Annotated in this window: 18 protein-coding genes; 12 read left to right on the top strand and 6 right to left on the bottom strand. The window is 56.5% G+C overall.

What is annotated here, in order from left to right; all coding sequences use genetic code 11:
* Window positions 1–16 precede the first annotated feature (16 nt).
* The 4 genes from HMPREF9238_RS01690 (at window position 17) to HMPREF9238_RS01675 (ending at window position 3599) form a co-directional block, all read left to right on the top strand.
* Entirely contained in the window at window positions 17–1039 is a 1023-nt protein-coding gene (locus tag HMPREF9238_RS01690) for a diacylglycerol/lipid kinase family protein (RefSeq protein WP_016443708.1), read from the top strand.
* A 289-nt stretch (window positions 1040–1328) separates the two neighbouring features.
* Window positions 1329–2432 (top strand): recombinase RecA, encoded by a 1104-nt coding sequence (recA, locus tag HMPREF9238_RS01685; protein WP_016443706.1) that lies wholly within the window; start codon window positions 1329–1331, stop codon window positions 2430–2432.
* Window positions 2432–3019, top strand: a complete 588-nt coding sequence (locus HMPREF9238_RS01680) for a regulatory protein RecX (RefSeq protein WP_016443705.1) — start codon at window positions 2432–2434, stop codon at window positions 3017–3019. The genes recA and HMPREF9238_RS01680 overlap by 1 nt, the downstream gene beginning before the upstream one ends.
* Window positions 3012–3599, top strand: coding sequence for a CinA family protein (locus HMPREF9238_RS01675; protein ID WP_016443704.1), 588 nt, complete (start codon window positions 3012–3014; stop codon window positions 3597–3599). Before HMPREF9238_RS01680 ends, HMPREF9238_RS01675 begins: the two co-directional genes overlap by 8 nt.
* Here the strand turns inward: HMPREF9238_RS01675 and HMPREF9238_RS01670 are convergent.
* Window positions 3596–5002, bottom strand: a complete 1407-nt coding sequence (locus HMPREF9238_RS01670) for a carboxylesterase/lipase family protein (RefSeq protein ID WP_016443703.1) — start codon at window positions 5000–5002, stop codon at window positions 3596–3598. The two genes, HMPREF9238_RS01675 and HMPREF9238_RS01670, sit on opposite strands and share 4 nt — an antisense overlap.
* 123 nt (window positions 5003–5125) lie before the next feature.
* On the opposite strand from HMPREF9238_RS01670, the gene miaB reads away from it, so the two are divergent.
* Together miaB and miaA are read left to right on the top strand one after the other, a co-directional pair.
* Complete coding sequence (gene miaB / locus HMPREF9238_RS01665) at window positions 5126–6628, top strand: tRNA (N6-isopentenyl adenosine(37)-C2)-methylthiotransferase MiaB (protein ID WP_040316430.1); 1503 nt, start codon at window positions 5126–5128, stop codon at window positions 6626–6628.
* 6 nt (window positions 6629–6634) lie between these two features.
* Window positions 6635–7537 carry a tRNA (adenosine(37)-N6)-dimethylallyltransferase MiaA gene (gene miaA, locus HMPREF9238_RS01660; RefSeq protein WP_016443701.1) on the top strand — a complete coding sequence of 301 codons (903 nt, stop codon included), beginning with the start codon at window positions 6635–6637 and terminating at the stop codon, window positions 7535–7537.
* Here the strand turns inward: miaA and HMPREF9238_RS01655 are convergent.
* Window positions 7534–8142 carry a class I SAM-dependent methyltransferase gene (locus HMPREF9238_RS01655; RefSeq protein WP_016443700.1) on the bottom strand — a complete coding sequence of 203 codons (609 nt, stop codon included), beginning with the start codon at window positions 8140–8142 and terminating at the stop codon, window positions 7534–7536. The genes miaA and HMPREF9238_RS01655 overlap by 4 nt on opposite strands.
* A 94-nt stretch (window positions 8143–8236) precedes the next feature.
* Here HMPREF9238_RS01655 and hflX point away from each other — a divergent pair, with 94 nt between their 5' ends.
* From hflX to HMPREF9238_RS01640, 3 genes are all read left to right on the top strand, one after another.
* The gene (hflX, locus tag HMPREF9238_RS01650) at window positions 8237–9763 is read left to right on the top strand and encodes a GTPase HflX (protein WP_016443699.1); all 1527 of its coding nucleotides are present in this window, start codon (window positions 8237–8239) and stop codon (window positions 9761–9763) included.
* Window positions 9760–11652 carry an ATP-dependent DNA helicase gene (locus tag HMPREF9238_RS01645; RefSeq protein ID WP_016443698.1) on the top strand — a complete coding sequence of 631 codons (1893 nt, stop codon included), beginning with the start codon at window positions 9760–9762 and terminating at the stop codon, window positions 11650–11652. The genes hflX and HMPREF9238_RS01645 overlap by 4 nt, the downstream gene beginning before the upstream one ends.
* Window positions 11653–11789: 137 nt before the next feature.
* Window positions 11790–12779 (top strand): L-lactate dehydrogenase, encoded by a 990-nt coding sequence (locus tag HMPREF9238_RS01640; protein ID WP_016443697.1) that lies wholly within the window; start codon window positions 11790–11792, stop codon window positions 12777–12779.
* 92 nt (window positions 12780–12871) lie between these two features.
* On the opposite strand, the gene lexA is transcribed toward HMPREF9238_RS01640, so the two are convergent.
* Complete coding sequence (gene lexA, locus HMPREF9238_RS01635) at window positions 12872–13552, bottom strand: transcriptional repressor LexA (RefSeq protein ID WP_016443696.1); 681 nt, start codon at window positions 13550–13552, stop codon at window positions 12872–12874.
* A gap of 133 nt (window positions 13553–13685) precedes the next feature.
* Between lexA and HMPREF9238_RS01630 the strand changes: the two genes are divergently transcribed.
* Complete coding sequence (locus HMPREF9238_RS01630) at window positions 13686–14189, top strand: LysM peptidoglycan-binding domain-containing protein (RefSeq protein WP_232217583.1); 504 nt, start codon at window positions 13686–13688, stop codon at window positions 14187–14189.
* 110 nt (window positions 14190–14299) lie between these two features.
* Window positions 14300–14749, top strand: coding sequence for a transcriptional regulator NrdR (gene nrdR, locus HMPREF9238_RS01625; RefSeq protein WP_016443694.1), 450 nt, complete (start codon window positions 14300–14302; stop codon window positions 14747–14749).
* Between the two features lie 89 nt (window positions 14750–14838).
* On the opposite strand, the gene HMPREF9238_RS01620 is transcribed toward nrdR, so the two are convergent.
* From HMPREF9238_RS01620 to HMPREF9238_RS01610, 3 genes are all read right to left on the bottom strand, one after another.
* Window positions 14839–16731: a long-chain-fatty-acid--CoA ligase gene (locus HMPREF9238_RS01620; RefSeq protein ID WP_016443693.1), complete on the bottom strand. Its 1893-nt coding sequence runs from the start codon at window positions 16729–16731 to the stop codon at window positions 14839–14841.
* A 128-nt stretch (window positions 16732–16859) separates the two neighbouring features.
* The gene (serA, locus tag HMPREF9238_RS01615; RefSeq protein ID WP_016443692.1) at window positions 16860–18098 is read right to left on the bottom strand and encodes a phosphoglycerate dehydrogenase; all 1239 of its coding nucleotides are present in this window, start codon (window positions 18096–18098) and stop codon (window positions 16860–16862) included.
* A gap of 56 nt (window positions 18099–18154) precedes the next feature.
* Window positions 18155–20347 (bottom strand): HelD family protein, encoded by a 2193-nt coding sequence (locus HMPREF9238_RS01610; RefSeq protein WP_016443691.1) that lies wholly within the window; start codon window positions 20345–20347, stop codon window positions 18155–18157.
* A 241-nt stretch (window positions 20348–20588) separates the two neighbouring features.
* Here HMPREF9238_RS01610 and HMPREF9238_RS01605 point away from each other — a divergent pair, with 241 nt between their 5' ends.
* Window positions 20589–21620: a PAC2 family protein gene (locus HMPREF9238_RS01605; protein WP_016443690.1), complete on the top strand. Its 1032-nt coding sequence runs from the start codon at window positions 20589–20591 to the stop codon at window positions 21618–21620.
* Window positions 21621–21682: the final 62 nt, after the last annotated feature.

The following is a 21682-nucleotide window of genomic DNA, read 5'->3' as shown; positions in this document are numbered from 1 at the left end:
CGGAAAGGTTCCACAGTTGCATGTTGCAGAAAACAGGTCATGGAATCGCATTGAATTCATTTACAATCCACAGGCCGGCAACCGCCTAATTCGACGCAATGTTGGTGTTGTAGCCAGCAACCTCGCCGAGATTTTCCCTTATGCGCACATTCGCATAAACCCCACTACGGGGCCAGGTGATGCTACCGATCTTGCCCGCGCAGCAGCAAAGGAGAGCGGTAGTGATGTCCTCATTGTCATTGCGGGTGGTGATGGTTCCGTATCAGAGGCCGCCAACGGGCTGATCGGTACGGAGGCGGCCATGCTGGTCTTGCCCTTCGGTTCGGGAAACGACCTTGCCCGCACCCTTTATGGCAGGCGAACACCCACTCCCACCGTGATCTTGGATGCGTTCAAAAAGGACGGCGCGTTTTCTACGAAAATGGATGCGCTCCGCGTTCAGGGAAGCGTGCGGGATAATCGCGGCGTTGAGGTAAGGGAGTTTTCTCGCTTCAGCGTAAATGTCATTTCGATAGGTTTGGATTCTAAGGTCGCGATAACGGCGGATAAGATCCAGCGAAAGTTCCCAAACACTTTGGGGATGAGCTACATGATCGGCGTTTTTAACGCGCTTTCTTCCGACCGTTCCTGGCGCATGCGAGCCAAGTTGGAACGCGATGGCAATCTGGATGTCATCCAGCGCGATTACGTGCTGTGCGCAATTGGGAATGCGCAGTATTACGGGGGCGGATTCTTGCCGCATCCAGATGCGAAGCTAAATGATGGCCTGGCAAACATTTTGACCGCGCGGCCCTTAAAAGTTTTTGAAATCGCTAAGTTGCTCGGCAAGTTCCGCCGCGGAGAGACCATTCCTGCACACATCGCTACCTACGAACAGGCTTCGTCCCTCGTTATCGAAGCAGTGGACAGTGAACTTGTCCTTACCTTGGATGGGGAAGGCTACTACGCCGATCGTATCCATGTGGACACCGTGCCCGGTGTGCTACGTGTAGCACTACCGCGAAGCTGGGGCCTTCCACCTGCTTTTGAAGCAGACTGAGGCGCGGGGAAGTGGTTAGGGGCAAGCTCTTCGCGGCCAAGAAGTGTGTGCGCAAAGAAATAGTGGGGTAGATCCCAACCCTATCTAGCGCGTCGAGGTGTCGAACACGTGTTCGGCAGTTAAGCTTGTGCACAGGTCATGCTCGCCTGGGTGCATCCACATCCGGGTGCCTTTTAAAAAGGATGTCCGTGGTCGGTCGTAGCATGATTTACGTACCCGGAGAGGGAACACGTTTTTTCGACCAGCCCGGTAAAACGCGCGGAGAGCGCACGATCTTGAAGGAGCTTAAATGGCTGTTGCACCCGATCGAAATAAGGCATTGGAACTTGCCCTAAGCCAGATTGATAGGCAGTTTGGTAAGGGTTCAGTTATGCGACTTGGGGACGATAATCGTCCGGCAGTCAAGGTTATCCCTACAGGATCGTTGGCGCTCGATGTTGCGCTTGGGGTTGGGGGCCTTCCACGGGGCCGCGTCATTGAGATTTACGGTCCAGAATCCTCTGGCAAGACCACGGTGGCTCTTCACGCGGTTGCCTCTGCGCAAAAGGCTGGTGGAAACGCTGCGTTTATTGACGCCGAGCACGCTTTGGATCCTGAATATGCAAAGAAGCTCGGCGTGGATACGGATTCGCTCCTCGTCTCCCAACCGGATACTGGCGAACAAGCCCTGGAGATTGCCGACATGCTGATCCGTTCGGGCGGCATTGACATCATCGTTATTGACTCTGTTGCGGCTTTGGTTCCGAAGGCGGAGATTGAGGGTGAGATGGGGGATTCACACGTGGGTTTGCAGGCTCGCCTCATGTCGCAGGCGCTACGCAAAATCACGGGTGCGCTATCTGCCACGGGCACCACGGCTATCTTTATTAACCAGCTGCGCGAAAAGATTGGCGTGTTTTTCGGGTCTCCGGAAACCACTACGGGTGGTAAGGCCCTTAAATTCTACGCATCGGTGCGAATCGATGTGCGTCGCATCGAGACGCTGAAAGAAAAGGGCAACCCGGTTGGGAACCGGACGCGCGCAAAGATCGTGAAGAATAAGATGGCGCCGCCGTTCAAGCAGGCGGAGTTTGACATCCTCTACGGCCTGGGTATTTCGCGGGAAGGTTCCATCATTGATATGGGCGTGGAGACCGGCATTATTAAGAAGTCTGGCTCCTGGTTCACGTACGGTTCAGACCAGCTCGGGCAGGGCAAAGAGAACGTTCGTACGTTCTTGAAAGACAATCCGGAGCTTGCCGACGAAATCGAGCATCGCATTCTCGTTGAGCTTGGTATTAGGCAAGAGGAAGACCCGGCATCTCCAGACGCTAAGGATGATGATGCGCAGGCCGATAATGGCGGCAAGAAAGCCAGTACAAAAATAGATCCTGCTGAAGACGCCGGATTCTAATGGTTTCTTTTTACGATCCGGATGAGGGCCGCAAGAAGAAGCGTGGGGATCGGGAAGCGGCCCTGAAGCGTCGCGAAAAGAGACGTGAATGGGCCGCGAACCTCGAAGGTGAGCACGCTATTGCGGCGGCAAAAGAGGCGGCTCTAAAGCAACTGGATAGGCAAGATCGTTCTCGCGGAGAACTGGTTAGCAAACTTAAAGAGCGCGGTTTTGCCTCCGAGGCTATAGAGGCTGCCATAGACCGGCTGGAAGAGGCCGGCTTAGTAGATGATGAACGTTACGCCAAGATGCTTGTGCGCACCAGGTTTAACGAGCGCGGACTTGTTGGCAGAGCCCTCGTGGAGCAGCTACGCAAGAAACAGATCCCGTCTGCGATCATCGATGTCGCGCTAAAAGAAGTCGAACACATTTCACTGGAAGAATCGGCACGCGAGATCGCTACTCGCCGCGCCCGGGCGACGATAGGTTTAGAAAAACAGAAGCAGGTGCGTCGCCTCACTTCCATGTTGGCGCGTAAAGGCTACCCAATGAGCGTGTGTTACTCCGTAGTGAACGAGGTCTTGCAGGAGCTAGATGAAGATGAATGACACAGAACACCACAAGGGCGGCGCAAGTACTTTCGCCGAGCCAGATCTTCTAGATACAAGTCCGATTAGCGATACGGATGGCGTCCTCGCGGATCTATCTGGTGATCACCCAGACAATATGGCATTTGCCTCTCAGATAGTAGAAAAGCTCACCTGTAAAGGACATTCGGTAGCTACCGCGGAATCGCTCACTGCCGGACTAGTCAGCGCGGCTATTGCAGATATACCCGGCGCGTCGAACTGTCTGAGCGGAGGCGTGACCACCTACCAGACTCACACTAAAGCAAGTGTTCTTGGTGTTGATGATGGTTTGCTACAGACTAATGGCCCGGTAGATCCGGACGTTGCGCTCCAGATGGCAGCGGGAGTGGCGCGTCTGTTTGGCTCAACCTACGGCGTATCAACTACCGGTGTTGCCGGACCCGGGCCTGCGGACGGACACTCGGCCGGAACCGTGTATGTCGCGGTGTGGTCACCGGCACGGTCTCACGCATGCTTGTACCACTTCGAGGGTAATCGCGCGAGCGTTCGGGCCCGCGCAACCGAGGCGGCGTTAGCGGAGCTGTTAAAGCTCCTCTAGCCCTGTGTCCCAGATACTTCCGCGCCCTGAATAAAGGCAAGCCACTGGCCGTGGATATCGTCGGCCAAGCTCTGCGGGGGAGTGGCCCCAACTAGAGGGGTCGCCATCGGCTCTTCTAGCAGGTCGAAGGCGAACGCCATGTCAATGCAGTGCCGAGACCACTGCTGCACTTCATCCACACTCGGATCATCTAATGCTGGACACCAGTCAAATAGATACAGGGCGGTATGGGCCGCTCCTGTGGCGCGGCGACGTTGCATGATCCTTTGTGCTGGCCACACAAAAATTGCGTCGTAAACAAGCTGGCCCATGATGAGCGACGTGGTATTTGCCCGCGGATGCTCCCTCACATACTCGCGCGCGTTCGCTAACCCGCCCTCCGTGAGCACTGCAATCGCATCTAGAGGGTCAAGCTCGCTAGCGATAGGCGCCAAAATGTCAGTGAATTCCTCCGTCGTGACCGTAAGCAGTAGAGGTTTGTCGGCGCCCACGCTGCGATCCACCCCCTCATCAATCGTGTACGGCAAAACACTTTCTTCCTGCCAGGGCGTGAACGGTAAATCCGACATGGGCCCGCCCGCTAGACGGTCGGCAACGAACTGAGCCGCCCCTGGCCACTGCGCATAGATGCGGTGTTCAGCTTCTATCTCAGCTTCAATAAGACGCTCCCTTGCGCTCTTGATCCCAGCGATGGTTGGCTCTATGTCCAAGTATTCGGTAACCAGGTTAGTGCGGGAACGTGCCATATCCTCGCTCATGGGCGGGAGGACTCCGGACTCGCTGATGGCGCGATCAAATAGTGGCTGCGATGATGGTGCCGTCAAGTGGGCAAGAACTGAGCCGCCGCCCGCGCTTTGTCCTGCAATGGTTACCTGATTGGGGTTGCCTCCGAACGCGGCGATGTTCTCGCGAACCCACTTCAGCGCAGCCTGCTGATCCAAGAAACCACGATTCGCAGCCCCGTCCTCAAGCCAGCCGAATCCCTCAAAGCCAAGGCGGTAGGAGATTGAGACTACAACTACTCCTCGGGCAGCAAATTTTCGTCCATCCGTCATCGGTGAGGCGGCAACGCCGGATTTGAAACCGCCTCCGTGAATCCATACCAGAACCGGCAGATTTTGCGCGTTGGTGGGAGTGAAAATGTTGAGGTTCAAAATCTCGTCACCCGCGATTGATGGGTCAATTAAAATCGCGTCGTCGGAGTAGGGTCGTTTTTGCGGTGTGGGCGGCAATGTGGTGCAATCGCGCACGCCTTCCCAACTGGGGTGAGGTGCAGGAGCCTGCAGAAAAAGTTCGCCGACGGGCGCCGCCGCGTACGGAATACCTAAAAATCGGTAAACATTTCCATCCAGTGGATGGGGGCTACCAGCGACCTTGCCGTACACAGTTTGAACCGGGTGCATATCTCTCCTTCGTGATCCGCAACAATCCTACCGGCCACCAACGAGTGTCGCCCGGCGCCGCCCAGTGCAACCACAGGCCTGTCAGTTCGTTACTTTCAAGCTGATTAACTACAATCTTGAACGATGAATACTACGTCACGCACTTATTTGATTCGCACGCTCGGATGCCAGATGAATGTTCATGACTCTGAGCGTATGGCCGGCCTGCTTGAAACCGAGGGGTACGTGCCGGTTGAGACCGTTCCCGAGGCGGCGGCCCGCGCCACTGAAGCGGGTGATGGGGGAGCCGACATTGTTGTGATCAACACGTGTTCGGTGCGCGAGAATGCGTCCAACCGCCTGTTTGGTAATCTCGGTCAGCTCGCCCAAGTCAAGCGCGAGCGCCCCGACATGCAGATTGCTGTAGGTGGTTGCTTGGCGCAGCAGATGCGCGAAAAGGTGGTGGAGCGTGCACCGTGGGTGGACGTGGTGTTCGGTACGCACAACATTGACGTGCTTCCCGCGCTACTGCGTCGCGCCGAGCATAACCGCAAGGCGGCGGTGGAGATTGAAGAATCGCTCAAAGTCTTTCCGTCCACGCTTCCCACTAAGCGCGAATCAGTTTACTCGGCATGGGTATCCATCTCGGTGGGTTGTAATAACACCTGTACTTTCTGCATAGTGCCGCATTTGCGAGGCAAGGAACGAGATCGCAGGCCAGGAGAGATTCTGGCGGAGGTTGAGGCTGTAGTGGCTCAGGGCGCGGTGGAAGTGACACTCCTGGGACAGAATGTGAACTCTTACGGCGTGAGCTTTGGTGAGCGCGGCGCGTTTGCCGACTTGCTACGTGCGGTTGGACGCGTTGAAGGATTGGAGCGCGTGCGCTTCACAAGCCCGCATCCGGCGGCATTTTCTGACGATGTAATCGAAGCGATGGCGCAGACCCCTACAGTTATGCCGAGCCTGCACATGCCGTTACAATCCGGTTCGGACCGCGTGTTGCGGATGATGCGCCGCTCATACCGGCGCGCAAAGTTTGAAGGAATCTTGGAGCGCGTGCGTGAGGCGATTCCCGACGCGGCAATCACAACGGACATCATTGTGGGCTTCCCCGGTGAGACCGAGGAGGATTTCCAGCAGACCCTTGAGGTGGTAGAAAACTCCCGGTTTAGCTCGGCGTTCACGTTCCTCTACTCGCCGCGCCCGGGCACGCCAGCAGCTGATATGGAAGATCAGGTGCCTCACGACGTGATGCAGGACCGTTATGAGCGTTTGGTGGCACTGCAGGAGAGGATTACAACCGAGGACTCGAAGAAGTTTGAGGGCCGCGAAGTCGAGGTGTTGATCGCTGAGGATGGCGGGCGCAAGGATGAGGCGCGCAATCGCGTGTCGGGCCGCGCCCGCGATAACAGGCTGGTACACCTAGCACTTCCCGATGGCGTCCAGTACGGTAGGGAGCTCCGCCCGGGAGACATGGTACGCGCGGCGGTAACGCACGCGGCTCCCCACCATCTGGTTGCAGATTCAGGTGTCCAAGGAGGCCTGTTTGAAATCATTCCTACGCGCGCTGGCCAGGTGTGGCATGAACGGCAAGACAATCCCGACATGGCTAATCGGGTAAGTCTGGGCATTCCCCTGTTGCGCTAGGGCGTCATGGTGCTGATAGGAATCGTGGGCGCCACGGCGTCTGGCAAATCGAGCTTGGCGTTGCACCTGGCGCGTGAGCTGGCGGGCGCAGAGATCGTGTCGATGGATGCGTTTTCGCTGTATAAGGGCATGGATATTGGCACGGCGAAGCCGTCAGCTGCGGAGCGGGCCGAAGTTCCGCATCACCAGATCGATGTGCTCGATATTCACCAGGAAGCCTCCGTTGCGCGCTACCAGGTGTCGGCGCGTAAGGACGTAAAAGCGATTGAACAGAGAGGCAACCGGGCGGTGGCGGTGGGCGGTTCCGCGCTCTATATTCATGCCCTCTTTGACAAGATGGAGTTTCCCGGAACGGATCCGGCGGTGCGCGCACGAGTAGAGGATAGCCTGGAACAGTGCGGCCAGGCGGCGCTGTACCGTAAGCTGCGCGAACTTGATCCAAAGGCAACCGAATCGATTCACCCAAACGATCAGCGGCGTACGGTGCGCGCCTTAGAGGTGATTGAGCTGACCGGCAGGCCGTTCTCCGCAACTATGCCCAAGCGTGAGTTTGTGCGCCCCTCAATCTTGTTAGGCGTGCGCAGGAGCCTGGAAGAGCTTGATCAACGTATCGCGGTTCGCACGGAAAAGATGCTCGAGGCCGGTTTTGTGCGTGAAGTGGAAGACCTAATGGGGCAGGGGCTTGCTGATACTCCAACTGCGGTGAAAGCAACTGGATACCAGCCGGTTATGCGCCACCTGGGCGGCGAAATCACGCTGGATGAGGCGCGCGAACTGATTGAGCTGACAACCCGCCAGTTGGTGCGAAAACAAATGAAGTGGTTCCGTCGGGACGAGCGGATTAAGTGGATTGAGGGTAGCTCCAGTGAGCTTCTTGAGCAGGCACTGGCTGTAGCGCGGGAGGGTTAACGGCGAACGCGAATAATGCGGTAGCCCTTCTTCGAGTGAGCCTTTTCGGCTTGCCAACCCTGCTCGCCAAGCCATTTGATGAGAGAATCGGCGCCCAGGTTGCGTGCCACTACCAGCCAGGCTTCGCCCGTATCGGATAGTAGGCTAAGCCAGTTGGTGAGCATTTCCTGTAGCGCGAGCTTACCGATGCGGATGGGAGGGTTTGACCAGATGAGGTCAAACTTAACCCCCTCGTTGGTGGCCCTTTCAAGGGCCTTATCGGCAAATTCTACAAAGAGTTTTACGTGGTTACGTTTCGCGTTTTTGCGCGTGAGGTCGAGGGCGCGCTGGTTAATGTCCACGGCCCAAATGTTGGCTTGCGGACTAAGTTTGCCGAGCGTGATAGAAATGGGCCCCCACCCGCATCCAAGGTCAAGGAAAGTGCCGGTTTCGGGCGGTTCGGGTGCTTCAAGCAGGAGTGCCTTGGTACCCAGGTCGAGTTTATGGGAAGAGAACACGGCATCTGATACAACCATGTCAAGGTGCACGCCGCGCACATCCATGGCGAGGGGGCGCAGTTCGTCGGCGGTCGCAACGGGGCTGTTCGAAAAATAATGCTTAGTCACGCTTATAGCGTAAGGGACGAGGCGGGCCTGTGGAAACTGCGTAGCATATTGGCGGGCGTAATGGGAAAATGGGGTGAGTCTAACGGGAGAACAAGTGAAAGAACGCGATCAAGATCTGGATGTGCAGCGCGCCGAAGACGTTGTGGCCAGGGTGCTAGCGCGCAGTAACCGGAGTCCAGAGGTGCAACGGGTGGAGGGCATGAGCCTTGCGGAGCGGGCAACATCGCTCCAGTCCACGCGCGGCCAGGCAGAAAATAGCGCTGGCGCCCTGGAACGCGAAGCCCGGGCCGGCACCCGCAGGGTGGCTTCGCTTTCTACCGAGCTTGAGGACGTTGCTGAGGTTGAGTACCGCCAGCTCCGTCTAGAACGCGTGGTTTTGGTGGGAATCTACGGTTTCGACGCGGAGGAGGCCGAAAACTCCTTACATGAGCTTGCTGCCCTTGCGCAAACAGCTGGCTCTACGGTGCTTGACGGCGTGCTGCAGCGCAGGGTAACTCCAGATCCGGCCACCTACCTGGGGTCTGGTAAAGCAAAAGAGCTCGCGCGGATAGTCGAGTCAGTGGGCGCAGATACGGTGATCGTTGATGGTGAACTTGCGCCGTCTCAGCGCCGCGCCCTCGAGGACGTGGTGAAGGTCAAGGTGGTTGACCGCACCGCTTTGATTCTTGATATTTTTGCCCAGCACGCGAAGTCCCGCGAGGGTAAGGCGCAGGTGGAACTCGCTCAACTTGAGTATTTGCTTCCGCGTTTGCGCGGCTGGGGCGAGTCGATGTCTCGTCAGGCTGGTGGCCGCGTGGCGGGCGGTGAGGGTATCGGCTCGCGCGGCCCAGGTGAGACAAAGATCGAGTTGGATAGACGGCGTATCCGCACGCGCATGGCAAAGTTGCGTCGCGAAATCAAAGAGATGAAGCCGTCGCGTGAAACGCAGCGGCATTCGCGTCGCGCGGGCGGCGTCCCCTCGGTTGCGATTGTGGGCTACACTAATGCGGGCAAATCGACGCTATTAAATTGCATCACGGGAGCCGACGTGATGGTGCAAGATGCCCTGTTTGCCACGTTGGATCCAACTGTGCGGCAGGCGATCACGCCGGATAACCGCGTGTACACGCTGGTAGATACGGTTGGTTTTGTACGCAATCTTCCTACTCAGCTGGTTGAGGCGTTTCGTTCAACGCTGGAAGAGGTGGCGGATGCTGACGTGATTTTGCATGTGGTTGACGCGGCGCACCCCGATCCGATTGGTCAGGTTCATACCGTTATGGAAGTGCTGGGCCAGATTGAGGGAGCTAGTGACATTCCGCAGATTCTGGCGTTGAATAAGGCGGATTTGGCAAGCCCGGAACAGGTTGCAATTTTGCGTTCCAAGTTCGCTAAAGCTGTCGCAGTTTCGGCTCAAACAGGTGCTGGCATCGATGCACTCGAGCAGCTCATTTCCACCACTTTGCCGCGCCCAAGCAAATACGTGGACGTGGTGGTGCCGTACGCTGATGGTGACCTCGTAAATCGTTTCCACGAGATGGGTGAGATTCTAAAAGAGGAGTATCTGCCGGCCGGCACCCATATGGTTGGGCGCGTTGATGCGGATTTGGCGTATGAGCTTTCCCTCGTTGATGTATCGTGAATGACGATATTAAGCTCCTTTGTCGCGTTATTGAATCGTTCGGCGGCGACGTTCGCGAGGGACAAAGAATCATGGTTGAGGCCGTCGCGGATGCCCTCCAAGATGATGCAACTTTGTTAATCCAGGCGGGAACGGGCACGGGCAAGTCGCTGGGCTACCTGGTGCCTGCAATGCGACGCGGACGCGAGAATGATGAGCGCATCCTGGTTTCTACGGCAACGCTTGCACTGCAGCGGCAGATTCTTATGAAGGACGCGCCACAAGTGAATGAGCAGCTGGGTGGTGACGTTCGTGTTGCGGTGTTGAAGGGCTGGCGCAACTATCTGTGTTTGCAAAAAGCGCAGGGCGGTTATCCCGATGAAGGCTTGTTTGACGAGGCCGACGTGGCATCCGACATCGGGGCCGAGGTAGTGCGGCTGCGTGCGTGGGCAAAAGAAACTGAAACGGGTGACCGTGATGATCTGGTTCCGGGAGTGTCGGATAAGGCATGGCAGCAGGTTTCGGTGGATACCCTAGAATGCCTGGGGCAGACGTGCCCGATGCGCGAGGAATGCTTCGCGGCGCGTGCCCGCGCGCAGGCTGATGAGGCGCACGTGGTGGTGACAAACCACTCGATGCTGGGCATCCACGCGGCAACGGAAAACATGGTGTGCGGCGAGTTTGATGCGCTGATTGTTGATGAGGCTCACGACCTCGCCCGCATTATCAGGGGACAGGCAACACTGTCTTTGTCAAGCGCCATGGTTAATTATCGGGCTCGACGGGCAGCCAGGTACGCCCAGATTGATACGAGCCGGTTGGAGGGCGCTGCCCGCAGTCTCGAGGCAGTGCTGGATGGCCTCGACGAAGGGCTGATCCGAACGCGCCCAGAGCAGTTGCTTGAGGCAATGCGGGTGCTTGATTCGGGAATCCGCGACGCGCTTTCAGATCTGGAGCAGTCAACGGTTACGGGCGCCGAACGCAAGTTGGCGCTGGCCGCGGTGGCTGACCTGTCACAGTTTATGGATCGCTGGGACATGGATCCGCAAGCGGTAATTACTTGGATTTCCCGAAACGATGATTCGCGCACGTTTTTGAACTGCGCGCCGTTGGACGTGGCCGGTCCGATTGCGAGTCGGTTGCTAAATGAGAAGCCCGCAATCTTGACTTCAGCCACAATGGAGCTCGGCGGATCGTTTGACGGCATTTCTTATGAGACGGGTGCGGTATTTGCGGGCGGGGAGGTGCGCACGAAGAACGTGGGAAGTCCTTTCGATCCCGCGAGCCAGGGAATTTTGTACGTCGCTTCGCATCTGCCGCCTCCTTCGCGCGGTGGGGTGAGTAGCGAGGTCTTGGATGAACTGGTCGATTTGGTGAAGGCCTCTGGGGGAGGGGCGCTCGCCCTGTTTTCTTCGCGCGCTGCCGCGCTGGAGGGGGCACGCGTATTACGTGAAGAGATTGATCAAGAGGTGTATTTGCAGGGTGATGACCAGCTCGGCAATCTTTTGCAGAAGTTCTCGCAGGATGAGGACTCGTGTCTGGTAGGCACGCTTTCGCTGTGGCAGGGCATTGATGTTCGAGGCCGTGCTTGCAGGCTCGTTACGATTGATCGGATTCCCTTCCCGGTTCCTTCTGATCCGGTTGTGCAGGCAAGAACTGCTCACGTGGCGAAGGCGGGTCGAAACGCGTTTCGTGAGGTCTCGTTGAACCACGCGGCCCTTCTGCTTAGCCAGGGCGCTGGCCGCCTACTGCGGTCTAGCGACGATAGGGGAATGGTGGCGATTCTTGATTCTCGCATCGCAACCCGCCCATATGGTAGTTACCTGATGCGATCACTGCCGCAGATGTGGCCTACCCGCGATGGGGAGATTGCCCGCCGGAGCCTAGAGAATCTGCAGGCCCACGCGTAGGTCCTCATGCCTGGGAAGAAGCATGAATTTGTGTGCCTTTAGCCGCACTATCACTTATTTCTCAGAGTTTTTCTATTCGCTTCCAAGCAACTGTGTTTGAATGTTGGATAGGAAGAAAAATACAGGAAGGTAATACCTTGAACGCAGCGGTTGAATCCCTTTACCCCACCTCCGGTGGCGGACGCCCTTCGAAGATCGCGATTATTGGTGCCGGCGCGGTTGGAACTGCGGTTGCTTACGCCTGTGCGATGCGCGGCGATGCGCGCGATATCGTTCTTTACGACATTAATAAGGCGAGGGCGCAGGCCGAGGCGCTCGACATTGCGCACGGTATTCAGTTCACGCCTGCCGGATCCGTTGAGGGTTCTGACGATATTGAGATTATCCGTGGCTCAGACCTTGTGATCGTAACGGCTGGGGCAAAGCAGAAGCCGGGCCAGACCAGAATTGATTTGGCGGAATCCACCGTTAATCTTATGCAAACCATCGTCCCGCAGATCCTTGAGGCCGCGCCGGATGCGTACCACATGTACATCACCAATCCGGTGGATATCGTGACTTATGCGGCTTTGAAGATTTCTGGCTTGCCCCGTAATCGCGTGTTCGGTTCGGGCACGGTGCTTGATACTTCTAGGCTTCGTTACTTGGTTTCTCGGCGCACGGGCGTAGCGATTAAGAACATTCACGCCTATGTTGCCGGCGAGCATGGCGATTCTGAGGTTGCCCTGTGGTCCTCGGCAGAGATTGGCAACGTTCCTCTTCGTCACTGGGGGCCAACCTTGGATGGAGAGCTGTTTGATGCGGATTTACGCGATGAAATTGCCCATGAGGTTGTGAACTCTGCGTACCGCATTATTGCGGGTAAGGGCGCAACAAACTACGCGATTGGTCTTGCTGCCTCGAATATTGCTACCGCGTTCTTGCGTGATGAAAACCGGGTTCTGACCATCTGCTCGCTACTCGAAGATTGGCACGGCATTTCAGATGTTGTAATGGCAGCCCCAACGCTTGTCGATCGCAATGGTGCTGGCCGGGTTCTCGAACCGCCGCTAACGCTTCGTGAGCGTGACGGACTGACTGCATCTGCAGAGCAACTTCGTTCGGTAGCGAAGAGTTTGGGGCTTTAGTTTGATGTAGCTTTGCAGTTAGTGCAATCACATATTGAAGTGGGCGGATCTAAATGATCCGCCCACTTTTGTGCTTCTTCACGGCTCGCGCGCTAGACGGCGCGAATAACGGTAACTACCTTGCCCAGAATTGTGGCGCTGTTACCAGGGATCGGATCAAAGTCCTTGTTGCGGGGTAGGAGCCAAACATCAGATTTGTCGTGCGATAGTACCTTGACGGTAGCCTCGCCGTCGATCATCGCGGCAACGATTTCGCCGTCTTCGGCCGACGGCTGTCTGCGCACTACCACGAAGTCTCCGTCGCAAATAGCGGCCTCCACCATAGAGTCTCCAGATACCTCGAGGGCGAACAGCTCGCCACGGCCGGTAAGCCGCTCCGGCAGAGTGAAAACATCGTCCACGCTTTGCTCTGCAGTGATCGGAGTCCCCGCTGCGATGCGTCCAACCAGGGGAGCGGTTGTCGTGTCGCCTTCGCTGGAATCCGCAATTGGGATAAACAGGGTGTTCACGTTTTCGATAGGCGTCTCGTCATCTTCGTCAGTAATGATTTCGATTGCACGTGGCAATCCCGGAGTACGTCGAATCAAGCCGTGTTTTTCAAGTGCGTCCAGTTGGTGCTTAGCGGATGAAGGGGCGGATAAGCCAACCAGTTCAGCGATTTCACGCACCGAGGGCGGGTAGCCGCGCGTAGCGATTGACTCTTTCAGCACCTCAAGAACCTGACGTTGACGGTCGGTAATATCCCGTGATTTGCGGGTGTTGTCGCTAGTCATGGTTCTCCTATTCAAAATAAATGTCCGTGGCACCTGTTCCAATACTTGTAGTCAGTTTAGACAAAAGATAACGATTTTGAAACATATGTTCGAGCGCGTCTCGACATCGCACCTGTTTTGCGATATCGTACAAGTGTTCGACGAACAGGTGTTCGAATGGAAGGTGATTGACATGAGCGCATTGCAAATCCAGCCGGAGCCGGCTCTCGGTCGCGAGGTGCCAACGCGGCCTCGCCTGTACGTGGTGCCGGATCTTCCACGAGCATCTACCCGGTCTTCTAATGACAGTGCTAAATCTTCCGCTAGGCCCGTGGCAAAGCGATCCCCCAAGGCAAGCGCTACGGGTCTAGCGGATACTCGTTCCGTCGGTGCTATTAAAACGGCAGCGTACGTCGCTGTAGCTACTTTGCTTGCTGGTATTGGGGCGGGCGTTGGCGTCCTATTTCAGACCTCAGTCGATCCGGCGGATACTCGGATCGCTGCGGTTCAACAGGGGGATTCGCTCTGGTCGATTGCAAGCGGATTGGGCATTAGCGATCGATCAGTTGAAGATGTGGTCACCGACATTCGTATGCTGAATGGTCTTGATGCAAACACGGTGGTTCCTGGACAGATGCTAACGGTGCCCACCAAGTAGTCGAGCGCAGGATAGGTGCGTTTTCAAGGGTGAGTGGCTGAGTGTTTCATTTGCGTGTTATATGATCAGGGGAAAATAGTTCTACTGGTCTAGCTGATAGGAACACGCCTATGCACTGCCCGCTGTGTCATTTTGAGGACACTCGAGTGGTTGATACTCGCGTCTCTGAGGACGGCGCTTCAATCCGCAGGCGCCGCGAATGTCAGCAGTGCAAACACCGATTCTCCACTCTAGAGACGTCAAGCTTTCTGGTGGAAAAACGCTCCGGCGTAGTTGAACCGTTCTCAAGAGAGAAGGTGATCATCGGGGTCCGCAAGGCGTGCCAGGGGCGTCCGGTAGACAATGATGCGCTTGCTCTCCTTGCGCAAAGGGTTGAGGAGCAGCTTCGTGAGTCGGGTAGAGCTACCGTAAAAGCTGCAGAAGTTGGTAAGGCGATCCTGCCGTTTTTGCGAGAGTTAGATGTAGTGGCATACCTGCGTTTCGCGTCGGTCTACTCCGGGTATCAGTCCTTGGATGACTTCCAAGAAGCTATCGATTCTCTTCGCGCGGAAGGTAAATAAAGAGGGCGGCGCCGTAATCAAACTGCAAAACCTATATCTTTCAAGTCTTAATGTTGCTACTGGCAAAATTTGCTGTCAGCAATCCCCGTTTAGTCTCGGTTAGTTTCCGTTGGTTTTTCTGTTGCTTCCGGCTTGGGCTCTTCGGGCGAAGAGGGGGAGGTAAGATTTTCAACTCGTTCACGTAAGCGCCCCGCAGCTTCCTTAGTTTGGGATTCCAAACGCCCTGATAGGGCCTTAAGTTCAGTCGAAGCTACGGTGGCGCCTTCGCGGATTTGTTCAACCAGATCTTGACTCGGAAAGTCGAGTTTCTCGCCCGCGTCTTCAAGGTATTCGCGAACTTTGCGTCGCATGACCTTGCCTATTTGCGAGCGGGGAAGTTCGCTCATGACAACGATTCGACGAGGCAATGCGTAGTGGGCAAGTGATTTTTCGGCCCACTTGCGCACGTCTTCGAGAGTGACGGTAGCACCGGCTTCAAGAATGAGTGCGGCAACCACTTCTTCGCCCCGTTGCGCCTCGGGTAATCCCACAACCGCGACGTCATCAACGCCCGGCATCCCCCGAACTGCATCCTCAACCTGGGAGGGGAAAATGTTGAACCCGCCGGAGATAATTAGTTCTTTCTTGCGGTCAGACATGACTATGAAACCATCTTCAACGCGCACCAGATCCCCGGTTCGTAGCCAGCCGTTGTGGAAGGCTCCTTCGGTTTCTTCTGGGTTGTTCCAGTAACCTTTGAATACTTGCGGACCGCGAATAAGCAGTTCGCCTACCTCACCCTCGGGAACGTCAACGTCAAGGTTGTCCTGGTCAGCGATCCGTACCTGCGTTGAAGGGAAGGGCAGGCCGAGGGTGCCGGGGCGGCGCGCAGCGGATAAGGGGGAGCCTACAGCTACGGGTGAAGATTCAGTCATTCCGTAGCCTTCGATCATGTAGCCCCCGGTGGCTTTCTCCCATTGCGTTGCAAGTTCTTTCGATAGTGGCATGGCCCCAGAGAGCGTGAACTGGATGGAACTTAGGTCAGCATTCTTTTCTGCGGCTTTGGCAAGAAGCCTGGAGAACATGGGTGCAACGCCAACAAAGAACGTGCACGGGAGGCGTTTTTGTGCATCTAGCACCATTTCCACGTCAAATTTGGGGAAGAGTGCGAGGGTGGCGCTAAGTAATATTCCCGAACACATGACAATGGTGAACCCGTATGCGTGGAACAGGGGGAGAACGAGGTAAAATACTTCGGAGCCGTCGCGTAGAGGAGTGACCCAGGCGCGCGATTGCAACATGTTAGAAACGATCGAGCGGTGAGTGAGCATGGAGGCTTTCGGCACGCCCGTGGTGCCTCCGGTATGCATGAGCACGGCCGTGTCCTCTAGCTGAGCCACCGGGGCCGAACGTAGGGGCGCAACGTTGTTCACGGAAGCATCGAAGTCTTTGGTCCATTTCGGGGTCTTTGCGCTCATTTGCGCTTTTTTGCGTTTGGCGACTGCGATTGGCATGTTGATCAATATGCGCGGCCCGATTGGAAGAGCTTTTGTAAGGTCAACGGTGAAGACGTGATGTGGAACAACGCTTTCTATGTCGATCGACTTGAGCGAGTTCTCCCAAATCACCAGCACGTCACATCCGGCGTCGCGAAGTTGGCGGGAAAGTTCTGCTTTGGGCGCCAGAGGGTTGGTTTCCACCACAATCGCCCCGATAGTAAGGGCCCCAAATACGGCGATGACGTGCTGGGGGCAATTGGGCAAAGTGATGCCTACGCGGTCTCCACGCCTCACCCCGCTACGGGTAAACACTCGCGCGGCTTGGCGCACTTTGCGGGCCAGTTGCGCGTAGGTAAGTGTGGAGCCAAGGAAATCGAGAGCGGTACGATTCGGGTATCGGGCAGCCGTGGCAAACAACACCTCGGGTAAAGTCTGGTTCGCTTCGGGAACGGTGTAGGCGACGCCCGCTGGATATTGTTTGCGCAGCTGCTCAGTTAGGTTCACGATTGCTCAATTCCTTCGGCAACACTATCTGTACTTACGTTACCGTAACTTTGGGTGGTACTTGAGTTCAAACGAGGAAAACAGCGAAACGGGGCGGAATAAAAAACCCGCCCCGTTGTAGCGCCTGCTTAAGCGTTGGCCGCTGGTGCCATGTCTTGCGTTGGTTTACGCAGGACGCGCATCCGGATAGTGTCTTCCATCTCGTCGATGGAGCGAACAGCTTCGATTGGTAGTTCGGAAGAAATGTCTGTGATTGCGTAGCCAATGCCACCGTTGGTGCCTAGAATCTGGCCGTTGATGTTGGCACCGTGTTCTGCAAACGTTTGGTTGACGAGTGCAAGCACGCCGGGCGTGTTGCGGTGAATGAGCGCCACGCGGTAGCGGGAGGACTGGGAGGGGGTGAGGACGAGGTTCGGCATGTTTACCGACATATCAGTCGATGCAGACCTCACGTAATCCACGATCTTATTGGCAACAAAACGGCCGATGTCCAGCTGTGCCTCTTCGGTGGATCCGCCTACGTGCGGGGTAAGAATGACGTTGTCCATACCTACAAGCGGGCTTGAGAATGGATCACCGTTCTTCTTAGGCTCAGCGGGAAACACGTCTACTGCGGCGCCGGCAAGGTGGCCGCTCTCCAGGGCTTCCACAAGATCGTCGATGTCAGATACGAAGCCGCGCGACAGGTTGATGAACAGCGAACCGGGCTTCATCATGTCGAACTCGCGTTTGCCAAACATGGCGGTGTTTTGCGGTGAGCCATCTACGTGTAGCGAAACAATATCGGCCTCACGAAGCACGGCCTCCATCGTAGCCATGGGCTGGGCGTTGCCAAGGGCGAGCCTTTCTGCAATATCGTAGAAGATGACTTTCATACCGAGGGCTTCAGCAAGTACTGAAAGCTGCGTCCCGATATTGCCGTAGCCGATAATGCCGAGTGTGCGGCCGCGAATCTCGTGGGAACCAGCTGCTGATTTGTCCCAAACGCCCCGGTGTAGTAACGAGTTGCGAACGGTTAGGCGGCGCGTGAGCGCAATGATCTCAGCGATCGCAAGTTCAACAACCGACCGCGTGTTGGAATATGGTGCGTTGAAAATCGTGACGCCTTGGGCAGACGCTTGCTTCACGTCGATCTGGTTGGTGCCGATGCAAAATGCGCCGATCGTGCACAGCTGCGGGTTTGCTTTCAACACCTTTTCGGTGACGTTGGTTTTGGATCGGATGCCGAGGATTTCAAAGTCTTTGAGCGCGGACGCTAGTTCGTCTTCGTCCATGGCTCCAGTGTGGTAAACGGCTTCGATGTCGTGGGCCGTAAAAATTTCTTCGGCAACCGAATGTGGGTTTTCAAGTAGAAGTGCGCGTCTCATGTTCCCATCTTGGCATTTTCGAAATCCGGTTGTCAGAAAGTGCCGATAGGTGGACGTTATGCGAGCGCGTTCGGTAGCGGTGAGGACGAGGCTGCGTGCAACCTGTAGGTAGGGCGCGTGAGCGCAACGTATATGTCTCCGGGTGAATCGGTGATGATCTCGTTTGGTTCCCACAGAATCACGGTGTCGAACTCGAGGCCTTTTGCCTGTGCCGGAGTGATTAGTACGATCCGCTCGTCCAAGCTTGAACCCCATCCACAGGTTTCGCGTAGGCGACGAATACTGGTGGGGGAGGCGATGACTGCCATGCGTCCATTACCGATGCCAACTCGCTCGTTGAGGGCATGTTCTTCCGTCTCGACAATGGTCTTGAGCTCTTGAATACTGCCGTCCGTCTCGGTAGTTGTGTACGCGTCATCTACGTCTCTGGCGGCTACGAGGGGGTAGTGCGCGGGGGTGCCAAGTTCATCCATGAGCGTATTTGCGCGGTCGAGGATCGCGGCGGGCGTGCGGTAAGAAACCGTGAGGATTTCTTCGCCTTGGTATGCGCGCATGGCTGGTCCGAGCACGTCGCTCCATGACCTTGCGCGGTCAATAGAGGAACGCTGATCGAGGTCGCCAGTCACGGTAAATGAGCGCGAGGGGCACCGGCGGAGCAGCGAGTTCCACGCGAGAGGGCTCAGCTCTTGAGCTTCGTCAACGATCACGTGCCCGTATGCCCACGTGCGGTCGCGTAGGGCGCGTTGGCTGAGCGTGAGGTCGGAGTCTGCGGCGGCTGCGCGTTCAGCGAGCATGGAGGCAGATACTATGCCGTGACCAAGTCCCATGGCGGCAATAGCTTCACCTGCCGCATTGATCTGTCGTTTGCGGTCCCGTTCGCGCGCATGCGCGCTGCCAGACCCCAAGGGTAGCGATCCGAGTAATTCTTCCAGCTCGTCGAGAATCGGGATGTCGCTTTCAGTTAGTGCAGAGCCGCGCGGGCGTTTAAGCGCGACGCGTTCACTCTGGCTCAGTTCTGGTGCCATCCGCGCAAGGAAATCTTCGTTCGCGTAGAGCTTTTCTAGCACTTGGAGGGCGGAGACGGGTAGCCACGCGAGGTTAATCGCCCGCCGCGCGTCTTTAGACCCGCGAATGTAATCGTGGTACCAAGAGAGGTGTTCGGACGCTCCTACCTGCTCATTCATTTGGCGGGCAAGATCATCCATCAGTTCGAGAGCAAAGCCTTCCCACGCTTCATTGTGAGGCTTGCCGGAGCGGCGGGCGGATGCGCGGGCGGCCCTAACAGTTTCGGCTCGCAGAGTGACCCGGTAGGAAGAGATGGCCAGGGGCGTGTCTTCGGGTATCCGCTCGAAGCTACGCACCGCACGTTTTGCGATGTCCACCCACGCCATACGTCCTTTGATCTCTTGAATTTGCGCGGTTTCGTGGGCTTTAGCCGAGTATCCGGGCAGAAGTTGTCCGATGGTGGTGGAGACAACTCCGTTTTCACCCAGCGAGGGGAGAACCTGATCGATGTAGCGCAGGAATATGTTGGATGGGCCAATGATCAGCACGCCGGAGTTTTCAAGGCGAGCGCGTTCAGCGTAGAGCAGGTATGCAGCGCGGTGCAACGCAACGGCAGTTTTGCCCGTGCCCGGGCCGCCTTGGATAACGAGCAGTCCTTCTGAGTCGCGCCTAACAATCGCGTCTTGCTCTGCCTGAATAGTGGAGACGATGTCGGACATTTGTCCATCGCGTGCTTCAGATAGTGCCCGCATGAGGGCACCCTCGCCTTGGAAAACGAGCTTCCCATCGGGTTTAGATTCGGTATTCAAAAGCTCATCTTCAATCCCGATAACGGTGCGTCCGCGCGTGCGGATGTGACGCCGGCGCACCACGCCCTGTGGGTTAGCACCCGTAGCTTGGTAGAAAGGGCGCGAGGCCGGGGCGCGCCAGTCAATTAGAATCTGGTCGCCTTTTTGGTCACGTAATCCAATGCGACCAATATAGTGAGTGGAATCAGTGATGTCGTCGATGCGCCCAAAAACAAGTCCGTCTACGATGGATTCGAGGCGGCTAGCTTCGTCTCCCCAGTGCGCGGCAAATGCGTCACGTTCAGTGAGGGCTTGCGGCGTGTTGCGCCATTTCGAGGCTTCTGCGTTGCGCTGGTGTTCACGATAGCGTTTGCGCAGATCGTCGAGTACTTCGTAGGCGGAGTCAACGAACTCTTGTTCTTTGCGCAGTTCCTCGCTTAGGGCATCAGATTGCAACGGGTGTTCCTTACCTGGTGCTGATTTGGGCGTTTGACAATTATCGCTCAATTTGCCGCTATTTTCGACTCGGTTCGCGGTAGTGGACTCGGATGGTTCAGCATTTACGCGAATAGCTGAACTGGTGTGTCAGTCGCGAGGGAATATCCGTGTGCGAAACGCGTTACTAGTTTGAGGAAACGAATTTTGGTAGCAGTTGCTAGGCTTGGTTTTAGAGGTCGCCAAAAAGGGAGGAGGGCAAATGTTGGAAGATAAGGATTTTAAGCTACTGAATTTTGAACCGGATGCAAATTTCCATGCTCCGATTTTGCTCAGCCACCTTGTTGGGGCAACGGATGCGGGGGATGCTGGTGGCCTGGTGGTGTCCCAGATGCTTGCGTCTTTGCCAGTTACGCGCGTTGCCACATTTGACGCGGACAGTTTGCTGGATTACCGCTCTAGCCGTCCGATGGTAACAATCGACAACTGGCATGTTGCTGGCGTTGACGTGCCCCAGATTGCTATTGATCTTGTGCAAGATGATAAGGGGACGCCCATTTTGTTGTTGCACGGCCCAGAGCCGGACACGAAGTGGCAGGCGTTTGCCAATGAGGTAGCTGAGTTTGCTCGCGAAGCCGGCGTGGAGGTTCTGGTTTCGCTGACCGGTATGCCCGCTGCGGTGCCGCACACTCGCCCAACTATGGTGCACCTGCAGTCTACGGATGCGGATTTGGTTGGGGGACAGCCCAAGCTTGCGGGCGGGCCGGTTCAGTTCCCCTCCTCGGCGAACACGTTCTTACAGCATTCTTTGTCCCAGCAGGGGATAGAGGGCGTGTCATTCCTCGCAGCTGTGCCTTACTACATGGCGAACATGGAGTATCCGCAGGCTTCACTAGCTTTGCTGGAGCGCATGTCGTCAGTGTTTGGTCTCACGCTACCTACTGGCAACATCGAGGCTAGTGCCCAGATCGTGACTGATCAGCTCGCCAATCTCGTCGTGGAGAACGAAGAGGTCGTGGGTCTGGTTGGTCAGCTGGAACAGCATTTTGACGAGGAGATTGACGACTCGGTGAAGAAGATCGGCAGTTTCCCCACGCCGGCTGATTTCGTGTTTGGTTCTGGCGAATCCGTTACAGACTCGGATCAGGTGGTTGATGCGGATGCGTTGGCAGCCACGATCGAACAGTTCTTGGCGCGCACAGAAAACGTTGATGCTCCGGCGCAGGTGGAGGAAGACCCGTCGATACCAAAGCCGCGACATCGCGCTGCAAAACCGTGGGAGAAAGAGGCGTAGTCGGGAGAATCTGGCTTTGTTACGAAACGCAAAGTCTCAATCCAAATCGTTGCGGTAGGGCT

It is taken from the genome of Gleimia europaea ACS-120-V-Col10b (genome assembly GCF_000411155.1).
Classification (GTDB): domain Bacteria; phylum Actinomycetota; class Actinomycetes; order Actinomycetales; family Actinomycetaceae; genus Gleimia; species Gleimia europaea_B.
This window is presented reverse-complemented; position numbering and strand designations above follow the sequence as displayed.

Excerpts from the sequence above, each read along its gene's own strand:
- HMPREF9238_RS01605 (WP_016443690.1), top strand. The coding sequence starts at position 20,589 with ATGTTGGAAGATAAGGATTTTAAGCTACTGAATTTTGAACCGGATGCA.
- miaA (WP_016443701.1), top strand. The coding sequence starts at position 6,635 with ATGGTGCTGATAGGAATCGTGGGCGCCACGGCGTCTGGCAAATCGAGC.
- HMPREF9238_RS01670 (WP_016443703.1), bottom strand. The coding sequence starts at position 5,002 with ATGCACCCGGTTCAAACTGTGTACGGCAAGGTCGCTGGTAGCCCCCAT.
- HMPREF9238_RS01680 (WP_016443705.1), top strand. The coding sequence starts at position 2,432 with ATGGTTTCTTTTTACGATCCGGATGAGGGCCGCAAGAAGAAGCGTGGG.
- miaB (WP_040316430.1), top strand. The coding sequence starts at position 5,126 with ATGAATACTACGTCACGCACTTATTTGATTCGCACGCTCGGATGCCAG.
- lexA (WP_016443696.1), bottom strand. The coding sequence starts at position 13,552 with ATGACTAGCGACAACACCCGCAAATCACGGGATATTACCGACCGTCAA.
- nrdR (WP_016443694.1), top strand. The coding sequence starts at position 14,300 with ATGCACTGCCCGCTGTGTCATTTTGAGGACACTCGAGTGGTTGATACT.
- serA (WP_016443692.1), bottom strand. The coding sequence starts at position 18,098 with ATGAGACGCGCACTTCTACTTGAAAACCCACATTCGGTTGCCGAAGAA.
- HMPREF9238_RS01675 (WP_016443704.1), top strand. The coding sequence starts at position 3,012 with ATGAATGACACAGAACACCACAAGGGCGGCGCAAGTACTTTCGCCGAG.
- recA (WP_016443706.1), top strand. The coding sequence starts at position 1,329 with ATGGCTGTTGCACCCGATCGAAATAAGGCATTGGAACTTGCCCTAAGC.